The sequence below is a fragment of the Alteromonas gilva genome (assembly GCF_028595265.1).
In the GTDB taxonomy this organism is placed as follows: Bacteria; Pseudomonadota; Gammaproteobacteria; order Enterobacterales; family Alteromonadaceae; genus Alteromonas; species Alteromonas gilva.
In genome coordinates, this window is record NZ_JAQQXP010000001.1 from 2,419,371 (window position 1) to 2,441,154 (window position 21,784).

A 21,784-nucleotide genomic window follows, 5' to 3' on the forward strand; every position below is an offset into this window, starting at 1 on the left:
ACATTTTGGGCATCGACTCACAGATTACGGCCTCGCTATTTTGTATTTGCTGACCTATCGTCCCCTGGCATCGCGCTCAAGGTTTTAATGTCAGTATTTAAAAGTGACGACTGCTCTGTCATTTGTGCAATGAATTGCATCCGGGTGGCTATCTGCGGGTAATTTAACGGGGATGTCCTGTGGGTCAGCGCACCGCTGGCCCACAGGTTAAATGTAATGGGTTAATTGACTAACCGCTCGCTGCTCCGGGCTATTTTGAAATCACCTGCGACTGACTGTCAGATGCCAGGCCTGCCGATTTTTTATTGGTTGTCAGGCCCCGTTTAATATCATCAAGGATCACGTACAACGCGGGCACTAACAACAAGGTGATTACGGTAGCAAACAAAATACCAAAGGCTAACGAAATCGCCATGGGGATCACGACCTGCGCTTGTAAACTACGCTCAAACATAATGGGCACCAAGCCCATAAAGGTAGTCAGTGAGGTTAATACAATTGCCCTGAAACGCTGGGTACCGGCACTAATTGCTGCATCCAGCATACGGTGCCCCTCTTCCCGGGCGCGATTAACAAAGTCCACCATGATCAGGCTGTCATTTACCACAACACCAGATAACGCAATAATCCCGCAAATCGACAATACACTTACCGCGTGACCAAGCACCAGGTGGCCTACTATGGCGCCAACAATACCAAATGGAATAACCGACATAATAATCAAAGGCTGAGTGTACGAGCGCAGCGGTATGGCTAACAATGCATAAATAGCAAACAGCGCAAACAACAGCCCTTGCGCCAGCGATGTCATCGCTTCCATCTGCTCACGGGAGTTCCCCTGTAGTTTAAACTCAACCCGCGGGTACTTTTGGATAATCTCAGGAATTACCCGGCTGATCATTTCCATAGTTACCTGGTTCGGCTCCACTAAGTCTTTATTTACCGCCGCAGAAATGGTCACCGAGCGCTGCCCATCCACTCGAATAATCGAGTCATAACCTTCGCCCAGGGTAATATCAGCAACCTGCTCAAAAGGTACGTCCTGACCACTGGGTGAACGCACCCGCATGGTCTCTAGGTGACCTACTGAATTGCGCTCTTCACGGGGGTAACGCACCATAACTTTAATTTCTTCATCGTCACGCTGTACCCGCTGTACTTCGGCACCATAAAAGCCGTAGCGCACCTGCTGACCGAGTTGTTGCAAGGTAATGCCAAGCGCTTCAGCCTGCGGTTTGAGTGCCAGCTGAATTTCATCGGCACCACCTGAAAACGTATCGTTAATGTCCGAAACACCATTATATTCAGCTAGCGCCGCTTTCACTTCTGCACTGATGCTTTCCAGTGCGCCAATATCTGATGAACTAAATTCAAAACTCAGATCTGAGCCACCACCAGGACCACCCGGCGCTACAAAACTCAGGGTTTTCACACCCGGGATTTCCGGCATTAATGCGCGCCAGCGATCCTGTATTTCAGTATCAGTGACAGTTCGGGATTCACCTTTGCTGAGTTCGGCAAGTACCATGCCGCCTAACGCTCCCTGATCAAATGCAACGGCATGACTAATCACACCGGCGCCAGTCTCACGCTCTAACTGCTCGTTCATCTGGTACATGGCATTCAGTAAGGTGTCCAGAGCTTTATCGCGCTGGCTTAACGACGAGCCAGGTTCAAGTTCAAGCGAAGCCTGAACAAAATCACTGGGTATCGTCGGGAAAAACACAAACCTGACCCAATCCCCCTTAAACATGCCAAAGGTGAGAATGAGCATACTCACAAAAGCCGCTAAGGTGACATACCGGAACTTCACTGCCTTGGCTAAAAACGGCGCATAAACATTGCTGATAAAGGTTTTAATACCCTCACTAAAATAATCTCTGAACCGTTGCAATTTATTGGCTTTGGCAGGATCGTAAGGTTTGAGCTTCATATGAGCCAAATGCGCTGGCAGGATAAGCTTTGATTCAACCAGTGAAAACAACAGGCAAACAATGACCACCAGACCAATGGTTTTCCATATTACGCCAAACGGACCAGACACCATGAGCATAGGCGAGAACGCCGCCACCGTTGTAAGTACGCCAAACGTAGCCGGCATAGCCACCTTTTTAACCCCGGCAATGACGTTGTCGGTGCTGTGGCCTTTTGCGTCAATCTCAGAATAGGCCGACTCCCCCATAATAATGGCATCATCTACCACAATGCCGAGTACAAGGATAAACGCAAACAAGCTTAGCATGTTGATTGAAACGCCCAGCATATCCAGGGGCAGTATCATCAGTGTGCCTAAGAAACACACCGGCAAACCCACCATTACCCAGAACGCCAGCTTGATCTTCAAAAACAGCGACAGGACTAAAAAGACCAGTAACCCGCCAAAAAACATATTTTCAAGCATCATATTAAGCCGATCGGCCAAATAAAATGACGCATCGCCCCAGACGTCGGCGTTTATATTGGCCGGAAACTTAGGCTTTTGTTTCTCGATATACGCGTTAACTTCTTTAGATATTTCCAATGCATTTTGATCGCCAACGGCTTTTACCCGCACATTTACTGCGGGCTGATTATCAAACTTGGCATAGGGCGAGTCTTCAATAAAACCATCATCAATAGTCGCAATATCGCCAAGAGTTAAACGACTGCCATCAGCGCGGGTAAGCAGGACAACCTGAGCAAACTCCCACCCTGTATACGCCTGCCCTTTAGTGCGCAGTAAAATATTACCCGAATCTGATTTAATGGAGCCACCGGGCAGATCTACCGACGATGCGCGTATCGCATTAACCACTTCGGAAAACGTCAGGTTGTATTTTTGCAGTGTATATTCCGACAACTCGATGGAAATTTCGTAGTCGCGGTCTCCTACCACCTGCACACTGGATATTCCCGGCAGATTAGCAACGTCATCGCGCAGATCTTTGGCGAACTCTTTTAATTCGCGTTCATTGGCGTCGCCATACACCGCAATCCACAATACATCCTGTTGGAATTTGGTACGATACACCACCGGTTTTTCGGTATTACCGGGGAATCTGGGAATGGCATCAACCTGCGATTTCACTTCGTCGAGGACAACCTGAACGTCATAGTCATCCTCGACCTGGATAGTAACTGAGCCCATTCCTTCGACGGCCGTTGCGGTGATCTGTTTGATACCATCTAAATCCTTGATAGCGTCTTCCAGTTTCAGTAATACGCCTTCTTCCACTTCTTGTGGCGCCGCGCCCAGGTATGGGACACGAACAGAAATCAGGTTGACTTCAAAATTCGGAAACACCTGCTTTTGAATAGACATAGCGCCGAATATACCGCCAACCAGTAAAATCCACATCAACAGGTTAGCCGCAACATTATTACGGGCAAACCAGGCAATCAAACCTGTCTGGGTATTATAGTGCTGCATGACTTAGGCTCCCGTGTTTAACAAACTGTCTTGTGCAGGTTTGTCTTGTGTAGCCGGGTTTTCTTCAGGTAACCGCACAGGCATGCCATCATAAGGATTAGGTACTGCACTGCGCACAACTTTATCGCCGTCATCTAATCCGCCAGCAATAAACACCGACTCAGGACTTGAGCGCACCACGTCGACGTCTCTGATAAATAACTGATTGTTATCGTCAACCACCAACACGGTGCCATCCAGACGTAATAAATTTCGCGGTAACACAATGAGTGATTGTGCATTGGTGCCGCTAATGACGGCTTTAACAAACTGACCAAAACGCAAAGGTGCACCCTGGGCTCCAGCACTGCGCAGATACGGGTCTTTCACTTCCACTACCGCATAAATCAGCCGGTTAGTGGTATCAAGTACGCCTTCACTACGAACAAGTTTACCTTGCCATTGCATGGACTTACCGCCAACCACTGCACTCAGTGTTACTTCATTTTGGTTAGCAATACCGGTTGAAAGATCAATAAATGCCAAATCGCTATCGGTCAGTGGCAAACGTATTTCCGCTACATCCGTAGCATAAATTTCGCCAACCAGACTACCGGTTCCTACAAACTGGCCTAAATCAACACTGCGCTCTACAACAATACCATCGTAAGGGGCTATTACCTGAGTGCGGCTTAAGTTACGCTGAGCCCTGGCCAGCTTGGCTTTAGCAGCTTTTACATTGGCCTGTTCTTTGGCTAGCTGCGGTTTGCGCAAGCCTAATTCCGGGGCTACCACATCATTGACTGAGCGCCATTCCTGGGCCGCAACTTTACCGCGCGCCAGTTCTTCTTGCAGCGCCGCTTCGGCTTGTGCCAATTCAGCTTCTGCCAGACTCAATTCTGTTTGATAATCATCCTGTTCAACGGTTAACAATACGTCGCCCTGTTTAAACATGCCGCCCACCACAAAGTTGTCGGCCACAGAGACGACCCGGCCACTGACCTGGATTGCAATACTGGTTTTATGCTCTGGCTGCACATTACCCTGGCTGCTCACGGTAAACTCAATGTTTTCTGAATAAACCGGTTGCGCGTCAACCAAAAAGGCCTGTTCTTCTACGACCTTCTTCTCTGGCGGCTTTTTGCTGATGATCATAATGGTAGCTGCTATGGCCGCCAAAACTAACAAGATAATCGGCAGCGCCGATTTAACTAACGATGATGCCTTCATTTATTATTTCTCGGTAATGCTCGTTATTGCTGCTTATTACGCACAGCTTTACTAATACTAAGTGATAGGTTGGCAATTCTACGTTTACAGCGACTATTTTGCCCGTCTAACTTTGTTAACAAATGTAACGGGCCAGTGTTTTTTCAGGCATGCTGTCAAGCGCATTAATTAGGGCAGATTTGACACCGATAAACACTTGAATCGATGACTTTTTGAGCGTAATTTAGATGAAAAGCTATTTGTTGAGCAGGAGAGAAAACAATGAGTCTTAAAAAGCAGTATTTAAAATCAAAACCGGTGTGCAAAGTGACCTTTAAACTAACCGCGACTGAAGCTGGCAGTGCTTCATCAGCCAAGCTAATTGGCGATTTCAACGCGTGGGATGTCGCCGCACAACCAATGAAGAAACTTAAAAATGGTGATTTCACCCAAACCCTGAATTTACCAGCCGATGCAGAGTATCAGTTTCGCTATTTGCTCGACGATGCTACCTGGGAAAATGACTGGGATGCCGACGCGTACGCGCCTTCTCCGGTCAGTTTTGAAGACAACTCAGTAGTGCGCGTATAAACGCGGTAATACTTTAAAATAGCCCGCGGTAACAACTACGGCGGGCTACTTTGTTGACGGTAGCGCTTGGTATACCGTTTAGCTCAGCGCCCTGTCAATTTCTGGCAGAGCCTTAAACAAATCGGCAACTAAGCCATAGTCTGCTACCTGAAATATCGGCGCTTCGGGATCCTTGTTGATGGCGACAATGACCTTTGCGTCTTTCATTCCCGCTAAGTGCTGAATGGCCCCGGAAATCCCCACGGCTATATACAACTGTGGTGCAACTATTTTACCGGTTTGCCCCACTTGCATATCATTGGGCACAAACCCCGCGTCAACCGCAGCGCGGCTGGCGCCCACCGCAGCGCCTAATTTGTCGGCAATACTCTCCAGCATAGCGAAATTCTCGCCATCCTGCATACCGCGTCCACCTGATATCACAATATTAGCGGCGGTCAGCTCGGGGCGCTCCGATTTGGTCATTTCAGCGTGTTCAAAGGTTACCTGTTGATTTTCGATTACCGTATCAAGGGCCACCACCTCTGCGCTGTTTCCCTCACTGGCAGCATCAAAAGCAGACGCTCGTACAGTCAGTACCTTTACGCTGTCATGGCTTTGGACAGTGGCAATAGCATTGCCAGCATAAATTGGCCGCACAAAAGTATCGGCACTTTCTATACCTGTAACATCCGATAACTGCACCACATCTAACAAGGCTGCAACCCGCGGCATAAAGTTTTTACCTGTAGTGGTTGCAGCTGCCAGAATATGCGAATAACCGTCTGCCATACTCACAACCAGTTCAGCTATGTTTTCTGCCAGTTGATGAGCATACACCGGGTTATCGGCGGTCAGTACCTTAGTAACGCCGGTGATTGATGCTGCCTGTCGGGCAACCTCCTGGCACTGACTGCCCGCCACTAAAATATGCACGTCGTCGCCAAGTTGCAGTGCAGCTGTAACCAGCTTGAGTGTTTCCGTTTTCAATTGTGCGTTATCGTGTTCTGCGTAGACCAATGTACTCATGAGATCACCTTTGCGTCGTCGCGAAGCTTACTAAGAAGTTCCGTTACCGTATCAACCATTTCGCCACCGGCGCGAACCGGGGGAGGCGTTACTTTTAGCGTTTGGGTCCGTGGGCTTATATCGACACCGAGTTGCGCTGCTGTCATCACGTCCAGGGGTTTACGTTTGGCTTTCATGATGTCAGGTAACTTGGCAAAACGTGGCTCGTTTAAGCGCAAATCCGTTGAAATGACAGCAGGTAGTTTCAAGGTTAACGTCTGCAGTCCACCATCTATTTCACGGGTAACCTGGACGCTTTGCGCAGCCACATTAACCTTAGAAGCAAAAGTCCCCTGCGGCATGCCCGTTAACGCAGCCAGCATCTGCCCTGTCTGGTTATTATCGGAGTCGATAGCCTGCTTGCCAATAATGACTAGCTCCGGCGACTCCTGTGCAACAATTTTTGCCAGCAATTTAGCGACCTGCAATGACTCAGGAAAGTCATCACATTCGATATGAATACCGCGGTCGGCGCCCAGTGCCATTGCGTTGCGGATTTGTTCCTGGCATGCTTTAGGACCAATACTCACAACAATTATTTCGCTCGCTACGCCCTGCTCTTTTAGGCGTACCGCCTCTTCTACCGCGATTTCGCAAAACGGATTCATCGCCATTTTGGCATTAGTGAGATCAACACCGGTCTGATCAGACTTCACCCTCACTTTAACGTTGTAATCAATCACTCGTTTCACCGGAACTAGTACTTTCATATAAGCCTCTTCTTATCTCGGATAGCTGTCGCTGCTTGCACTATGAATATCAGTCAGACATCTGGCCAATCACAGCCAGTGGGTTGTCTTATCCGCTGTCAAATTACAATTACAACAAGTCAGCAACATTTTTATAATAAAATTTACTTCCAGTTGACGTTAACGTCAACCTGGTTTAGCTTGAAGCTATCGTTTAAAAAGTTGCAAGGTGGCAAAAATGGTTGCCACTTTCGCTTACACCCACGCTATTAACAGGTCGTGACAACAGAGGAGTCTTGGTATGGAACGCGAATCAATGGAGTTTGATATTGTCATTGTTGGTGCCGGGCCAGCAGGCTTATCCAGTGCTATTCGTGCTGCCCAACAGGCTGCAAAAAATCATCAGGAACTCACCATTTGTGTTATTGAAAAAGGCTCAGAGGTGGGAGCCCATATTTTATCTGGCGGCGTCATGGAGCCGGGTGCCCTGGAAGAACTCATACCGGATTGGCAGAACAAAGTTGCCCCGTTAAATCAGCCGGTCACCGCCGAGGCAACTTACTTGCTGCGCAGTGAAACAAGCGCCACCCGGTTACCTGACATGCTGACGCCTAAAACAATGCATAACCAGGGCAATTACATCGTGTCGCTGGCCAATTTGTGTCGCTGGCTAGCCGAACAAGCCGAAGCCCTGGGCGTAGAAATATTTCCCGGTTTTGCCGCGGCAGAGATTTTGTATAACGATGATGGCTCTGTTGGCGGCGTGATCACCGGCGATATGGGGGTGGCAGCCGACGGTAGTGAGAAAGACAGTTACATACCGGGTATGGCACTCAAAGCCAAATATACTCTCTTTGCTGAAGGCAGTCGTGGTCATCTGGGTAAAGCGTTGATCAGTCAGTTTGAACTTGATAAAGACAAAACAGCGCAACATTACGCCATCGGCTTTAAAGAAATTTGGCAAATACCGCCCGAACAGCACCAGGCAGGACTTGTCATCCACTGTGCTGGCTGGCCACTGAATGACGCTGCTGGCGGTGGGTATTTATATCATGCGGAAAACAACCAGGTGCTGGTCGGCCTGATTGTGGATTTAAATTATCAAAACCCTTATTTAAGCCCCTTTGACGAATTTCAGCGCCTTAAACATCATCCCCTGTTTGCCAGCTATTTAACCGGTGGAGAACGTATTGCCTATGGTGCACGGGCGATCACCAAAGGCGGCTATCATGCGCTACCACAAATGGCATTTCCCGGTGGCTGCCTGATTGGTTGTAATGCAGGAACGCTCAATTTTTCTAAAATTAAAGGCATCCATACGGCAATTAAGTCAGGCATAGTTGCGGCCGACACAATTGTTGAACAGTTAAGCCGAAACACTGACATTAATTTTTGTACGCATTTTAATCAGACCTTTAAAAATAGTGATCTGTGCAAAGAACTTTATAAAGCGCGCAATTTTGGACCTGCATTACATAAGTTCGGTAATTTAGTAGGCGGTGCGTTTAATACCATTGAACAAAATTTACTCAATGGCAATTCGCCTTTCACAATTAAAGACACTAAAGCTGACTTTTCAAATATGAAAACAGCGACTAACTATTCGCCAATTAATTATCCCAAACCCGACAATAAACTCAGCTTTGACAAATTAAGCTCCGTCTATTTGGCAAATACCAGTCACGATGAAGATCAGCCTTGTCATCTGCAGTTAAAAGATAAACAGATCCCCATTACAGTAAATCTTCCAGAATACGCAGAGCCCGCTCAACGCTATTGCCCGGCGGGCGTCTATGAGATCGTCAATAACGAACAACATCAGCCTGAATTGCAAATAAATGCAGCCAATTGTGTGCATTGTAAAACCTGTGATATTAAAGATCCGTCACAAAATATACGTTGGTTTGTTCCCGAAGGTGGCAGTGGCCCTAACTATCCAAACATGTAAAATTACTGGCTATTTTTGATCAGTAAAATAATTTTTGAAAACTCACTTATTTAATTTAGAATTAGGGGCGTACTTTAACCAACTATTGGATAAATAAAATGAGTGAGTTTTTAAATGTATTAACTCATGGAAGACGTTTACAAGGTGCCGTAAAGGAATTATCGGTAGAAGAATTAGAAAGTGTCCAACAAAAACTATCCAGCATTATAGATAAAAGAAAAGAGCAGGAAGCTGAGGCAGCTAAAGCACAACAAGAAAAGCTGGCTAAACTGGAAGAAATAAAACAGCAAATGAGTGAAGCAGGTATCGACATTGCTGATTTGCAGGACGTAAGCGAAACTAAATCAAAACGTAAAACTGGCAAAAAACGTCCGATAAAGTACAAAATCACCAAAGACGGTGAAACTACAACCTGGACCGGTGTAGGCCGTATGCCGTTAGTATTCAAAGAAGTACTTGAAAATGGCCAGTCACTGGACGATTTCGCCGTTTAATGCCTGAACCCTGGCGCCCACCCTACCCGGAGACTTCCTTCCAACTATGACCATTTCACTGAATTACGAGCAGTTTGAGTGTGATCAGTCAGAGGCGCCATGGGTTGTGTTAATTCACGGCCTGTTTGGCAATTTAGACAATCTGGCCGTGCTGCGCCGTGCCTTGCAAAACGATTTCAACGTGTTGGCTATCGATTTGCCTGACCACGGCGAGTCACCCTGGGTGGAGACCTTTACACAAGCAGGCTGTGTCAACGCCCTGTATGAATTGCTAGCACAACAATCTATCAGCAAATGTCACCTGATTGGCCATTCATTAGGGGGTAAGGTGGCAATGAAAATGGCGTTACATCACCCCGGCATTATAAGTAGTCTGATAGTGCTGGATATCGCCCCAACCTCTTATCAGCCAAGCCACCAGGGAGTATTCGCTGGCCTCAAAAAAGTTGATCTGAGCAGCATTAGTAGCCGTAAAGAAGCCGACAATGTAATGCAAACAGAAATCAAGATTGCCGGTGTGCGACAGTTTTTGCTGAAAAGTCTCTATCAGGATACACAGGGACACTGGCAGTGGCGCTTTAATGTAGCGGGTCTGGAAAAGGACTACGTCAACATAAGTAGTTTTGAGACGTCACAGGATCAACAGTTTGCAGGGCCTGTAACCTTTATCAAAGGTGGCGAGTCGGATTACATTACACGTGAGCATCAATCCACAATCGCGCAGTTATTTCCTGCTGCAAAAGCAAAAATTGTGGAAGGGGTTGGTCATTGGTTGCATGCCGAAAAGCCCCAGGTGGTCAATAAACTTGTACTGCGCGCGTTACAACAGTAGCGCTCTATTCACCCTGTAAATAATAACTATTTGCATTTGAGCATTTATTTTATGCTAAACTCGCGACAAATATGGCTGATGTTGCTAAGACAAACCACCCGAACACGTTAAAAACGGAATTTTGAAGCGACATGGGTCACGCTGATCAGGGTTGGCACAGACAATGATTAACGACGCGAAGATTGCCTGCGACAGCGCCAATACTGTGGTATAGTCTGCGCGCAAAAAAGTAGTGAAGGTTTTTTATGTTTGCAAAGTATTACGAACAAATCGAATCCATCATGCTTGATTTGGCCTTAGTATGCCTGTTTGTTCTTATGATTTTTGCCGTGCATGACGTACTTAAAAAAAATGACGTCCCCCTGATTGGCAAAGTCGTTGCCTATGGTGTGCTGGGCCTTGGTGCTATGGGTTTTGTTGCAAAGGGTATAATCCAGTTAATCTGGCAGAGCAACGGTGTATCCGGATAAACAGTTTTAAAGAAAGAGTAGATAGAGGTTAAATATGGCAAGTGTTGGCCTGTTTTTTGGTAGCGACACTGGCAATACCGAGCATATTGCCAAGTTAATTCAGAAGGAATTAGGTAAAAACCTGATTGCTGTTCACGATATCGCAAAGAGTTCAAAGGAACAAATCGCTGAGTTCGATTTATTGCTTTTTGGTATTCCGACCTGGTATTACGGTGAAGCGCAGTGCGATTGGGACGACTTCTTCCCCGAGCTAGAGCAAATCGATTTCACCGACAAACTGGTTGCAATCTTTGGTTGCGGCGATCAGGAAGACTACGCCGAGTACTTTTTAGATGCCATGGGCATGGTCAGAGATATCGTTGAGGCTCGCGGTGCCATATTGGTTGGCCAGTGGTCAACGGAAGGGTATGAGTTTGAAGCCTCTAAAGGCATGGCCGATGATGACCACTTTGTTGGCCTGGGTATCGACGAAGATCGTCAGCCTGAGCTCACCGAGGAGCGTGTACGCGCCTGGTGTAAACAGTTACATGATGAGTTGTGCCTGGCCGAACTAGCCTGAGCGCCAGCTTAACTAATATATCGCATAAAACCTTATTAACGTTCGCCGCGCTGATAAGGTTTTTTTATGTCTGTTGATGCTGGTAAACTCAGTAACGGAAAATCCGCCAGGTAAGCATATCCCGGCAACCTCCGGCGATTAACAAGAGCATTAAGGATGAACATGCGACACCTTCTAATACCCGCTGCACTTTTTATACTGACCGGATGTCAGTCTGCTGCACCCACCAACTCTGCAACATCACATCACGCCAGCCCTGCGCAAGCGCAGATTGGCGCTGGTGCAACATTTAAGCGCTTTGCGCCCCGCTATCCAATCAGCGCCGCCAGACGAGGTCTCGAAGGCTGCGCAACAATTGCCTATACACTTACCCCCGCCAATGAGATTAAGGACGTCCTGGTTATCGATAGCAGTGATGAAGTCTTTGCCACAGAAGCGGTAACAGTGCTCCCTAAATGGAACTGGTCGGTCGTACCTGCTGAACACTTAATCCGGCCCATACGTTTGCAAACCCGCTTTGAGTTTTGTCTTCAGGATGGCAGTGGTCACTGCACACCAGAGGCGTTAGCCACCGGCACCGAATGTCGCGGCGAAGATCTGGTCATTTCATCAGGATCAATGATCAAAAAGGTAAGCTGGTAAGCTGGCTTATCCCTTGCATCGCACAATTGCTAACATAACTGCTTGCGCGTGCCCTGAGAATTACCTGACCCGCTTTACAACTTAAACTGCGATACTGCCTGTTTGAGTTCGGCGATTTCGCCGTCGATTTGTGACGTTGAGGCATTGGCTTTACCGGTACTGCTGGCGCTGAGTTCAGCCAGTTCAACGATCCGTTGCAGGCTTTCAGCCACATCAGCCATTAAGCTGTCCTGGCGCTGGGTATCGTTAACAATATCCCGGTTTATTGTACTGAGCTCCTGAATGATCAAGCTAATGGTTGCCACCTGCTCTGTGACCTGCTCAGTGGTGGTTAAGCTATTTCTAGCTTGCTCACGGCCACTGGTAATGGCCTGAACAGCTTGCTGAGCGTCCTTTTGCAAGCTGTTGATCATCGACTCAATTTCTTCGGTGGAGTGCTGCGTGCGATTAGCCAGGGTGCGCACTTCATCAGCGACAACCGCAAAGCCCCTGCCCTGCTCACCGGCCCGGGCGGCCTCAATGGCTGCATTCAATGCCAGCAAGTTAGTCTGCTCGGCAATGGTTTTAATAACATCAAGAATACTGCCAATACTACGGCTATTTTCATCCAGCCGGCTCACCACCTGCGCCGATCTCTCAGCCTGACGGGCCTGCTCTTCGCCCTGCTGACGATTATTCTCAGCCAGTTGTGCAATACTCTGGCTTTGCTGCTCAATCTGACTGAGCTTATTCATGGCCGTTGTAATCTGGCTGAGATTAGTGTGGCTGGTTTGCCTGACATGTTCGGTATTGGTGGCTGTAACTTGTACCTGCTGACGCTGTTCATCAACCTTCCTCAGGCTCTCTTCGCCAAGGGCCACACTTGCTTTGGTAACTTCTTCGAGCCGTTGTTCCTGCGCCAGAATATTACCAATGAGGGTACGAAGACTGTCGGTAAGGGTGTTAATTTTAGCCGCCAGCGCGGCAAATTCGTCGTTACCACTTTGATCCAGAGTACGCGTAAGATCGCCTTTGCTTAACTGGCTTAGCCCGCGGTTTATTTTTACCAATGGCCGGGCAATACTGCGGGTTGTAATGACCCCGAGGGTAATGGCCGCAATAAGGCCAATCACAAAGACGATAGCGGTCTTCAGTAACGCACCTACCACGGTATCCAGGATTTTTTGTTGCGCATTTAAGGTGCTGGTGTTGATCTGATCATACAACTGACCAATGGTATCCTGAGCAACCACCAGCGCCTGGTTAGCGGCTTTGCGATGACGAAAGCTTTGGGCAATCGACGATAGCTTTTGTTGCTGTAACCATACTAAGCCCTTGTCACCCTGCAAAGCAGCCAGAAACGCATCATATTGCTCGTTAAACATTGCCACCGTGCCCTGCGTATCAACGCTCTCGGCGAGACGATTTAAATAGTCCTTATCAACTTCCAGATTGCTCACCTGATAGGACAGATCATCAACAATGGCCGCGGTATTCTGGGCATTCGTACTGGCCACAAGCTCTTCAATGGCGGTATTCATGGTTAACAGTTTATTATCAATGTTATTACCTGTACCAACAATGGTCGCGATCCCCGGCTGACGCGTATCCAGATAGCCTAAATCCAGCATTAATGCACTTGCCTCATCGGCAATCGAGAGCACTTTTTCGGTTTGCTCCAGCAGCTGTTGCTGAAAGGATAACTGTTGTTCCAGCGCTTCGTACATTGACCGGCTTTCTGCCAGGTACGTGCGGCTTGAAGACATCGCCTGCTGCGCGAGCGCATCGTCACTGAGTAACTCTGAGAGCTGTTCGAGGCTTTGATCAAACCGCGCTGCACGAGCATTGAACTGTTCTTTACTGGTCTCAAGCTCGACCAGGGTTTCAACGTGATAGCCGTTTGCCGTTATCGTAGCCAGGGAGAGGATTTCGGTATTGGCTTTGTTCATTGTGGTTTGCACGGGCATTTTATCTTCAATAACATCCACGGCTGAGGACTGAATATCCGATAATCCCCAATAAGACAAAATACTGGTGATTAAAAGCAAACATCCAAATGAAGCAAAACCAAGAATGATTTTATTGACAACTGTTAACGGCATTCTGTAACCCTGATAAACCGACACTTATCGGCCAAATAGTTTGGTAACAACATGCAAAGTATAAAGTTTTACGCTAGCACCGATATACAACAATAGTTGCAATCTCACGATATTGCGTTGCAACTTTACGAGATTGGCGCATTTATCCCCACATATATAGCAGCTATAGCAGGCCTAATATCAACACTCGTCAGTGGCCACACATCTCTGATATATGTTGGTTAACATATATATACTTGTCACATTGCTAATTTGTTCACGCTTTACCAAATATAGTCTAATTCTAATGGGCATTTAGCAAAATTTGTCACTAATTATAGATTTAGCTGCAGTCTGTGCATTGTTATACTTTCAAATCTGCTCAAGTTACCTATAATAGCCTGAAATTCGCGTCTCAAGATGTGGGCATCTAATGGATCAAAATAAAGAACTTAAGAAAGCTGGCCTGAAGGTCACATTGCCTAGATTAAAAATTCTGCAAATACTGCAGGATCCGCAAAATCAGCATATCAGCGCAGAAGACGTTTATAAGATTCTGATTGAACACGGCGAAGAAATTGGTTTAGCAACGGTTTACCGGGTACTCAACCAATTTGATGATGCCGGCATTTTAAACCGACATCATTTTGAAGGTGGTAAGTCGGTCTTTGAAATCAGCCATAAAGAGCATCATGATCACCTTGTTTGTTTGAAATGTGGCAAAGTGATCGAGTTCGAAGACGAACTTATTGAGCAACGTCAGGAACAAGTGGCAAAAGAGAACAACATCAAACTCACCCATCACAGTTTATATCTGTATGGTGAATGCACTGACGGAAACTGCGAAGAGGTAGATTAATCCCGTTAGTATTTTCCGCTCAGGAAGGTTGAACGCTGTAAAACAAAAAAGGGCATCTGTTGATGCCCTTTTCAATGCAGGCCGGCTGGTTACAGTTCAAATTTTTGCTGAGAATACACAGTAAAAACTTGCTCCCATATCTCGCCAACGTTGCCATCACCAATGATTTGGCCATTAACCCTGGTGATCGGCAGTATTTCCTTTCCTGAGCTGGTTATCCACACCTCGTCGGCCGCCATTAACTCATCAACGGTAATAGCCTCCTCAGCAACCTCTATGTTGGCTAAAGACAGACACTTTAGGACCAGTTGGCGTGTAATACCGGGCAACAACTGATTATCCAGCGGCGGCGTGAATGCTTTGCCTTGTTTGATGATAAACACGTTACTGCTGCTGGCTTCGGTGATTTCACCCTGCTGATTAAACAATATCGTCTCAGCATTGCCCTCTTGGGCGCCTTGTTGAAAGTGCATGACATTGCCAAGCAAAGCGGTCGATTTAATATGGCAACGCTGCCAGCGTAAATCCTGTGTCAGCGATACACTCGCCCCGGGATGGATCAAACGGTCAGGCTGCGCCGGCGCTGCAAGCGCAAAGGCAAAACCAAAAATGGTGGGGCTCACACCTTGCGGGTACGCATGATAACGGCGTGTATCTGCGCCTCTGCTCACATGCAGGTAAACGCCGATGTTATCGCCCAGTAGGGCACGATTGTCACTAATAAGCCGCTGGGTGATAATTTGCCATTGCATGGAATCGAGGTCACAGCCGATCTCGATAGCTGCCAGCCCATTGGCTAAGCGGGCCATATGCTGGGTAAACCCCACCATTCTGCCACCATAACTGGGGATCACTTCGTATATACCATCACCAAATAAAAAGCCGCGGTCCAAAGGGGATATTCGCGCTTGTTCGAGCGGTATAAACTCACCATTTAAATATGCTATCGTCATGACAATCTCGTTCGGAAAAAACGCCTACCCCTGATACCAGCGCGTTATTGCACTCAGGGTTAACAGCCACTTTGCTCTGGCATCATCAGCGTCGAGTTGAAAAAAAGTTATCTTATCACCGGGAACGCACTGAGCGAAACGATTCAAATCACAGCGCGCAATCGTACCGACTTTGGGGTAGCCCCCGAGGGTTTGTCGGTCTGCCATCATGACGATAGGCTGTCCATCTGGTGGGATCTGCATTGCCCCCAGGGCAACCGCCTCAGAATATAACGCCTGCTCCCTGGTGTTTATGGCCGCACCACTCAAGCGATACCCCATGCGATCCATTTGCGATGTTAACGTATAATCACTGCTTAACAAACGGCGCCATTGCAAGGGGCTTACCCACTCGTGCTGATACCCGGGCACCAGTGCCACATGAATATCGCTTTGATATGCGGGTATAAGCCATTGTGGCACATTGCGCAGTTGTATTGATGATGGTGCCGCGTTGAGCTCCAATTGATCGCCGGATTTAAGGCTGCTGCCATCACCATTGAGACCGCCAAGACGTTCACGACTTACTGTACTGGCACTGCCCATTACCTTAGGCGCCTTAATCCCCCCACTAACCGCCAGATAATGCTTGGTGCCTAAACGCGCGGGCTCAATGGCCACCGTTTGTCCTGCCTTCACAGACAGTGTTTGCCAGCCAGGCTGCCCGGTACCATCGATACGAATGTCCGCTGCCGGACCGGTAACACTAATAAAGCAGGCCTTCGTAAAGGTACAGGTTAACGGCCCTAAAAATTCGATGGCCACTCCATCGGACTGACTACACAGCAGGTTAGCGAGTTTAAACGCCAACGGATCAAGTGGGCCGGCCTGACAAAAGCCGTCATGCAAGTGGCCGTGTCTGCCACTATCTACGATATACGCCGCCAGGCCAATTTGGTCGATGGTCAGCACCGTTTACCCCTCCCTGTCATCTGTGGTTAGCCAGTCACGGTACTGCTGTTGGTTAATTGCGTAAAACTCTACCGTATCGCCTGTCTGTAAGCGTATAGGCTGGCTATCTCCGGGCACGTAAAGTGGCACCGGGCACAACCCAAGCAAATGCCAGCCACCCGGTGACACGCCGGGGTAGACTGCCGTCTGCCGATCAGCAATGGCAACGGCTCCCTGAGGCACCGCTTTACGGGGATTCGCCAGCCTTGGCATTGCCAAACGCTCGTCGAGTTCGCCTAAATAGGCAAACCCCGGGGCGAATCCCACTGCGTAAACGCGGTAGGCAACTTGTTGATGAAGCGTAATAATTTGCGCTTCATCCAACCCCGTTGAAGCACTCACCAGCGCTAAATCATTGGCTACGGGTGCGCCATACCACACCGGCAGACGATGGGTTTGACCCGCGCCAGTATGCTCAGACTCACTCACGGAAAGGGGTAAATCGCGCACGTACTGATAAACGCCATGATAATCAATCCGGCTAATATCAAATACCACCATCAGGCTATCGTAGGCCGGAACAGCCTCACACAACCAGTCAGGGGTTGTCTGCTGTGACGGATGCGTTAACAGCGCCTGACGTAAAGTGGCAATGACCTGATTTGCGGTATCCAGCGAATCGCCTGAGGCATAAAAAATCAACCCATCCTCGCCGGCTATCTTTACTGCTCGTATCCCGTTAAATGCTTTCATCAGGCGTTGGTACCCGGTCTTATATGGGATAACTTACGTTTGGTTAGCGCTACCCGCAGCGCTTCTGCCATTGCGACTGCACCGGGTGAATCACCGTGCACACACAGGGTATCCACGGGCATAGCCAGTACCGAGTTATCGTTAGCAATAATAACCCCTTCGTCCATTAACCGCGTTGCCTGAGCAAAGGCTTCCTCTTCGTTTAACACCGCGCCTGCTTGTTTACGCGACAGCAGATAGCCCTGTGCGGTGTAGCGCCGATCGGCAAAAGCTTCAAACAACAAAACAACGCCAAATTCAGCGGCTTCCAGGGTCAGTTGTTCATGATCCGGGTGCGCCTGAATCATGAGCGGAATATCAGGCACTGGTCCTTGTGTCATCGCTTTTAACACCGAGCGTCGCAATTCAGTATTTTGCATCATGTCGTTATACAGCGCGCCATGAGGTTTGACGTATTCAACACGCCCTCCCTGAGCTCGCGCCATACCATCCAGCGCAGCTATCTGGTAATGCAGGCAAGCAATAAGTTCATCCTCCGCCATCGCCAGGCTGCGGCGACCAAAGCCCTGCAGATCCGGATAACTGGGATGGGCGCCAATGGTCACATTATGCTCCAACGCCAGGCGAATGGCCTTTTGTAGCGTCAGTGGATCGCCGCCATGAAAACCGCAGGCGATATTTGCCATGTCGATGTGCACCATAATCTGACCATCAACAGGCATTGTCCATGCACCATAACTTTCACCTAAATCACAATTTAACATCATAAGCAGTTAGTTCTTGTTGGCATATCAGTTATCATGTTACCTGTTCTATAATAAAAGTCAGTCCCCATGCTAAAAATTGGTCAGATTAATCCACTTGTGGTGGTCGGTGAATTTCCTTTTGGTTATCAGCTGTTACATCCTGAAGACGAACGCCCGGTAGTCCTTGCCGAGGCCGTTGAGTCTCCCCTCGCTGTCGACTCGCAAATAGAGGCGATGGTCTATACCGGCGAAAACGGTCAACTTACGGCCAGCCTGGCGGCGCCGAAAATTACCACCGGCCAGGTCAAAGTACTCAAAGCGGTAGGTGTTACCGACTTTGCGGCCTTTTTCGATTGGGGTCTCCCCCGCGATCTGATGGTGCCGCGACAAAATCAGGCCAGCCCGGTTAGCCAGGGCATGGTTTATCCTGTTTATTTATATTTTGATGAGGCAACGCAGCGCTTACTTGGCAGTACCAAGCTACATCATCATTTAAGTGAAAGTGGCGTTTATTACAGCCCCGGCCAGGAAGTTGAGCTGATTGTATGCGGTCAAACCGATCTTGGATATAAAGTGGTGATTAACCAAACCCATCTGGGCCTGGTCTTTGCCAGCGATGCGTTTAAAAAGCTTAAGGTTGGCGATGAAACCACCGGGTTTATTAAGCAGGTCCGCGAAGACGGCAAGATTGATGTTGTGCTGCAACAGGTAAATGCCACCGCGCGTGACTCACTGCAACAGGCTATACTGGACGATCTTGAGGCTCATGATGGGTTTAGCACGCTTACCGACAAAAGCCCACCGGAAGAAATTTACGCTCGTTTTAACGTCAGTAAGGCTGCGTATAAACGGGCCCTTGGCGCGCTGTATAAACAACATAAAATTCAGCTCGATAAACAAAAAGTGACATTATTAAAATAAGAGGCAGCGAATGAAAGCAACCGTTAACTGGCAACAAGCGCTTACTTTTAGTGGTAAAACCGACAGCGGCTTTGAACAAACCCTTGACGGTAATGGTGAAGCCCTGTCGCCAATGGAAACCGTATTACTCGCAGTAGGTGCCTGCTCGAGCATCGATGTTGTCGATATTTTAAAAAAACGCCGGCTCAGCATAACAGATTGCGTGTGTGAACTGGAGGCAACGCGGGCCGATGAGCCGCCGCGGGTATTTACCAGTATTCATGCCCATTACCGGGTAAGCGGTGACAACCTGAGCGACAAAGATGTTGCCAGGGCCGTGTCGTTATCGGCTGAAAAGTATTGTTCTGTCATGCTGATGCTTAAAGGCAATGTGGATATTAGCACCAGCTACAGTATTAACAGTTAATGACGTTCTGAAACCAAAACAAAGACAACATAAGTGTCAAAGACCAAGCGATTAACGATTTATAAGTGACTTAATCCGGGTGCCCACCACTAAAAACAGGCTCACGCTGACGATGTGACAGAGAATAAATGTATTCAACTCTTTCATTGTCAGCGTAACCGATAACTAAAACATAAAATATTGTTCGCAATTCACAATACTAAAAAGCAAAGGTTATACCGAGATTAATACTTCTCCAGTCATTTGAGCTACCAGAACCAAATTTCAGCTCGGGTAAAACCTGATAATCAACAAACAAACCAACAGCCTCTGTTGCCTGGTAATTTAAACCAACTCCATAGGTGAAACCACTGTCAGAGAATTTTAGTACATAAGGGTAAGTCTGGGTCGTATTGCCATCAAGATCTGTGAGAGAACTACTCGTCGTGATTTCATAATCGCTTTTAGTTATTCCGGCTAAAGAATATAAGTGAAAACCATTATAAACAGGATAAGAAGCTCGGATAAGCAACGAAATCTGCGTATCAATATCTTCTTTGTACTTTGCCTCAGGAGATCCAACGACATAAAATGGGTGCGAATATCCTGACGTACCGGTATTGTACCGGGTTTCGATAGAGACGTATTCGTTGAACTGATAACCACCAATGACACCGACGGACTCTAATTCTCTGTCAGGTTGCGAAGTTACTTCTTGTGCACTGTATTGGGCGCCAAAATACCAATTATTTTCACATCTGGCCGACATAGAAAAAACGATTGTTGCAGCTGTGAGTGCGATGATTAGCGTTCTTTTCATTAAAGTCCCTTTTATATTTAACAAGTATTCTATTTGAAATGCCAGAATATATCATGGCGATGAATATACCCTGAATAGGGTTGAATTCGGGCTAACTTATGGCGGCAAGATTGCTGCCAGGAGTTGGGATCACCGAACAAGCGCGACAATAAGTTTATTGTCAACCTGTTCGATTTTATCTGTTAGGCATACCCGAGGCCACGAAAAATTGCCAAATAAACCAGATATTAGCGAAAACCTTCACTTAATTACCAACCAAACCACAGTCAATCGATACAATTGCTTACAATACGACACATCTACTCGCTAATTTATTGTTTTTACTGCGATTATACTTTTGTTTTAAAACTGGCACAGCGAATGCTGTCTGGCGTATATAACAAATATACTTTGCAGGTAACATGATGGAACACACAACACACCGCAACCTTGGTACTTTATTAATCGCCGGCTTATTATTTAGCAGCATCACGTTAAGCGGCTGTATGAATGCCGAAGCCACCGACGACGGCAACGCCAAAGCTAAAGAAGACGTAATTATCAGTATCCCGGTTGAAGCCGTAGCGCTCACCAATGGGGAAATATCCTCCAGTTACCACACCACCGCTATCTTAGAAGCAAAAGAAGAAGCTTTCGTGGTTGCCAGAGCATCAGGCATTGTCGAGCAAATTTTTGTAGAAGAAGGCGATTACGTTGAAAAGGGGCAGGTGTTGGCCCAACTCGATAAAAAACGCTACGAGCTTAACTTAAGTAAAGCCCGTGCTGACTTAACCGGACTGGAAAAAGAGCTCAATAAAATCAACAAGGTACATTCTCGTCAATTAGTCAGTGATGATACCTTTGACAAGCTCACCGCTCAGTATGAAGGTGCTAAAGCCGTCCTGGCACTTGCCGAACTGGATTTGAAGGAAACCACCATTACCGCCCCTATCAGTGGCTATATTGCCGAGCGTAACGCCAAAGTGGGTAACCTGACAGAGTCGTTCCAACGCGAGCGCATGTTCCATATTGTTCAGCAACGTGAATTACAAGGCATTGTCTACCTGCCAGAAAGCGAGATGGCGGCGATTAAAGCCAACCAAAAAGCCAGCTTAAAAGTAGCCGCCCTGGGGAATGCGACTGTAAACGGTTATATTGAGCGTATCAGCCCCGTGGTGGATGCCACCACCGGCACATTCAAAGTGACCTTAACGGTGCCCAACGACGCCGGTAATTTAAAAGCGGGTATGTTTTCTGAGGTATCCATTGACTATGCCACACATAGCAACGCCACTTTAGTGCCGCGAAAAGCCCTACTCACCATTGACGATCGCACCAGCGTTTTTGTGGTAAAGGATGGCATCGCTAACAAACTGGATGTAACCACCGGCTTTGAAAACAGTGACTTTGTGGAAATTACTGACGGTTTAAGCGGTAATGAAACCGTGGTTACCGTGGGTCATCACAATCTTAAAGATGCTTCGCCAGTTGATATTGTAAATAGCTGAT

21 protein-coding genes are annotated in these 21,784 nt (G+C 47.6%); 11 read left to right on the forward strand and 10 right to left on the reverse strand.

All coding sequences use genetic code 11. The features are described 5' to 3' along the window. Positions 1 to 250: 250 nt before the first annotated feature. Positions 251 to 3,409 (reverse strand): efflux RND transporter permease subunit, encoded by a 3,159-nt coding sequence (locus OIK42_RS10610; RefSeq protein ID WP_273640376.1) that lies wholly within the window; start codon positions 3,407 to 3,409, stop codon positions 251 to 253. A 3-nt stretch (positions 3,410 to 3,412) separates the two neighbouring features. Next, positions 3,413 to 4,618 carry an efflux RND transporter periplasmic adaptor subunit gene (locus OIK42_RS10615; RefSeq protein ID WP_273640378.1) on the reverse strand — a complete coding sequence of 402 codons (1,206 nt, stop codon included), beginning with the start codon at positions 4,616 to 4,618 and terminating at the stop codon, positions 3,413 to 3,415. Positions 4,619 to 4,879: 261 nt separating this feature from the next. Between OIK42_RS10615 and OIK42_RS10620 the strand changes: the two genes are divergently transcribed. Continuing rightward, entirely contained in the window at positions 4,880 to 5,188 is a 309-nt protein-coding gene (locus OIK42_RS10620) for an isoamylase early set domain-containing protein (RefSeq protein WP_273640380.1), read from the forward strand. Between the two features lie 78 nt (positions 5,189 to 5,266). Here the strand turns inward: OIK42_RS10620 and OIK42_RS10625 are convergent, their stop codons facing one another. Beyond that, positions 5,267 to 6,196 carry an electron transfer flavoprotein subunit alpha/FixB family protein gene (locus OIK42_RS10625; RefSeq protein ID WP_273640382.1) on the reverse strand — a complete coding sequence of 310 codons (930 nt, stop codon included), beginning with the start codon at positions 6,194 to 6,196 and terminating at the stop codon, positions 5,267 to 5,269. Then, entirely contained in the window at positions 6,193 to 6,945 is a 753-nt protein-coding gene (locus OIK42_RS10630) for an electron transfer flavoprotein subunit beta/FixA family protein (protein WP_273640384.1), read from the reverse strand. The genes OIK42_RS10625 and OIK42_RS10630 overlap by 4 nt, the downstream gene beginning before the upstream one ends. A 280-nt stretch (positions 6,946 to 7,225) precedes the next feature. On the opposite strand from OIK42_RS10630, the gene OIK42_RS10635 reads away from it, so the two are divergent. From OIK42_RS10635 to OIK42_RS10660, 6 genes are all read left to right on the forward strand, one after another. Then, positions 7,226 to 8,872 (forward strand): electron transfer flavoprotein-ubiquinone oxidoreductase, encoded by a 1,647-nt coding sequence (locus tag OIK42_RS10635; protein WP_273640386.1) that lies wholly within the window; start codon positions 7,226 to 7,228, stop codon positions 8,870 to 8,872. A gap of 98 nt (positions 8,873 to 8,970) precedes the next feature. Next, the gene (locus OIK42_RS10640) at positions 8,971 to 9,366 is read left to right on the forward strand and encodes an H-NS histone family protein (RefSeq protein WP_273640388.1); all 396 of its coding nucleotides are present in this window, start codon (positions 8,971 to 8,973) and stop codon (positions 9,364 to 9,366) included. A 46-nt stretch (positions 9,367 to 9,412) separates the two neighbouring features. Continuing rightward, positions 9,413 to 10,198 (forward strand): alpha/beta fold hydrolase, encoded by a 786-nt coding sequence (locus tag OIK42_RS10645; RefSeq protein ID WP_309568762.1) that lies wholly within the window; start codon positions 9,413 to 9,415, stop codon positions 10,196 to 10,198. A 245-nt stretch (positions 10,199 to 10,443) separates the two neighbouring features. Further along, the gene (locus OIK42_RS10650) at positions 10,444 to 10,668 is read left to right on the forward strand and encodes a DUF2788 domain-containing protein (RefSeq protein ID WP_273640390.1); all 225 of its coding nucleotides are present in this window, start codon (positions 10,444 to 10,446) and stop codon (positions 10,666 to 10,668) included. A 34-nt stretch (positions 10,669 to 10,702) separates the two neighbouring features. Further along, positions 10,703 to 11,227, forward strand: coding sequence for a flavodoxin FldA (fldA, locus tag OIK42_RS10655; protein WP_273640392.1), 525 nt, complete (start codon positions 10,703 to 10,705; stop codon positions 11,225 to 11,227). Between the two features lie 162 nt (positions 11,228 to 11,389). After that, a complete protein-coding gene (locus tag OIK42_RS10660) occupies positions 11,390 to 11,869 on the forward strand; it encodes an energy transducer TonB (protein ID WP_273640394.1) in 480 nt (159 codons plus the stop codon). Between the two features lie 74 nt (positions 11,870 to 11,943). On the opposite strand, the gene OIK42_RS10665 is transcribed toward OIK42_RS10660, so the two are convergent. After that, positions 11,944 to 13,950 carry a methyl-accepting chemotaxis protein gene (locus OIK42_RS10665; protein WP_273640396.1) on the reverse strand — a complete coding sequence of 669 codons (2,007 nt, stop codon included), beginning with the start codon at positions 13,948 to 13,950 and terminating at the stop codon, positions 11,944 to 11,946. 412 nt (positions 13,951 to 14,362) lie between these two features. On the opposite strand from OIK42_RS10665, the gene fur reads away from it, so the two are divergent. Beyond that, positions 14,363 to 14,788 carry a ferric iron uptake transcriptional regulator gene (fur, locus tag OIK42_RS10670; RefSeq protein ID WP_273640397.1) on the forward strand — a complete coding sequence of 142 codons (426 nt, stop codon included), beginning with the start codon at positions 14,363 to 14,365 and terminating at the stop codon, positions 14,786 to 14,788. A gap of 89 nt (positions 14,789 to 14,877) precedes the next feature. Here the strand turns inward: fur and OIK42_RS10675 are convergent, their stop codons facing one another. The 4 genes from OIK42_RS10675 to OIK42_RS10690 are packed head-to-tail and all read right to left on the reverse strand — an operon-like array spanning position 14,878 to position 18,191. Further along, complete coding sequence (locus tag OIK42_RS10675) at positions 14,878 to 15,741, reverse strand: aminotransferase class IV (RefSeq protein ID WP_273640399.1); 864 nt, start codon at positions 15,739 to 15,741, stop codon at positions 14,878 to 14,880. A 24-nt stretch (positions 15,742 to 15,765) separates the two neighbouring features. After that, entirely contained in the window at positions 15,766 to 16,692 is a 927-nt protein-coding gene (locus OIK42_RS10680; protein WP_273640400.1) for a 5-oxoprolinase subunit C family protein, read from the reverse strand. 3 nt (positions 16,693 to 16,695) lie between these two features. Continuing rightward, positions 16,696 to 17,424, reverse strand: coding sequence for a 5-oxoprolinase subunit B family protein (locus OIK42_RS10685; RefSeq protein ID WP_273640401.1), 729 nt, complete (start codon positions 17,422 to 17,424; stop codon positions 16,696 to 16,698). Beyond that, entirely contained in the window at positions 17,424 to 18,191 is a 768-nt protein-coding gene (locus OIK42_RS10690; protein WP_273640403.1) for a 5-oxoprolinase subunit PxpA, read from the reverse strand. The genes OIK42_RS10685 and OIK42_RS10690 overlap by 1 nt, the downstream gene beginning before the upstream one ends. 66 nt (positions 18,192 to 18,257) lie before the next feature. Here OIK42_RS10690 and OIK42_RS10695 point away from each other — a divergent pair, with 66 nt between their 5' ends. Beyond that, positions 18,258 to 19,091, forward strand: a complete 834-nt coding sequence (locus OIK42_RS10695) for a CvfB family protein (RefSeq protein ID WP_273640405.1) — start codon at positions 18,258 to 18,260, stop codon at positions 19,089 to 19,091. A gap of 10 nt (positions 19,092 to 19,101) precedes the next feature. Next, entirely contained in the window at positions 19,102 to 19,497 is a 396-nt protein-coding gene (locus tag OIK42_RS10700) for an OsmC family protein (RefSeq protein ID WP_273640407.1), read from the forward strand. A gap of 199 nt (positions 19,498 to 19,696) precedes the next feature. Here the strand turns inward: OIK42_RS10700 and OIK42_RS10705 are convergent, their stop codons facing one another. Beyond that, a complete protein-coding gene (locus OIK42_RS10705) occupies positions 19,697 to 20,296 on the reverse strand; it encodes an outer membrane beta-barrel protein (protein WP_273640409.1) in 600 nt (199 codons plus the stop codon). 404 nt (positions 20,297 to 20,700) lie between these two features. Here OIK42_RS10705 and OIK42_RS10710 point away from each other — a divergent pair, with 404 nt between their 5' ends. Continuing rightward, the gene (locus OIK42_RS10710; RefSeq protein ID WP_273641500.1) at positions 20,701 to 21,783 is read left to right on the forward strand and encodes an efflux RND transporter periplasmic adaptor subunit; all 1,083 of its coding nucleotides are present in this window, start codon (positions 20,701 to 20,703) and stop codon (positions 21,781 to 21,783) included. Position 21,784 lies beyond the last annotated feature (1 nt).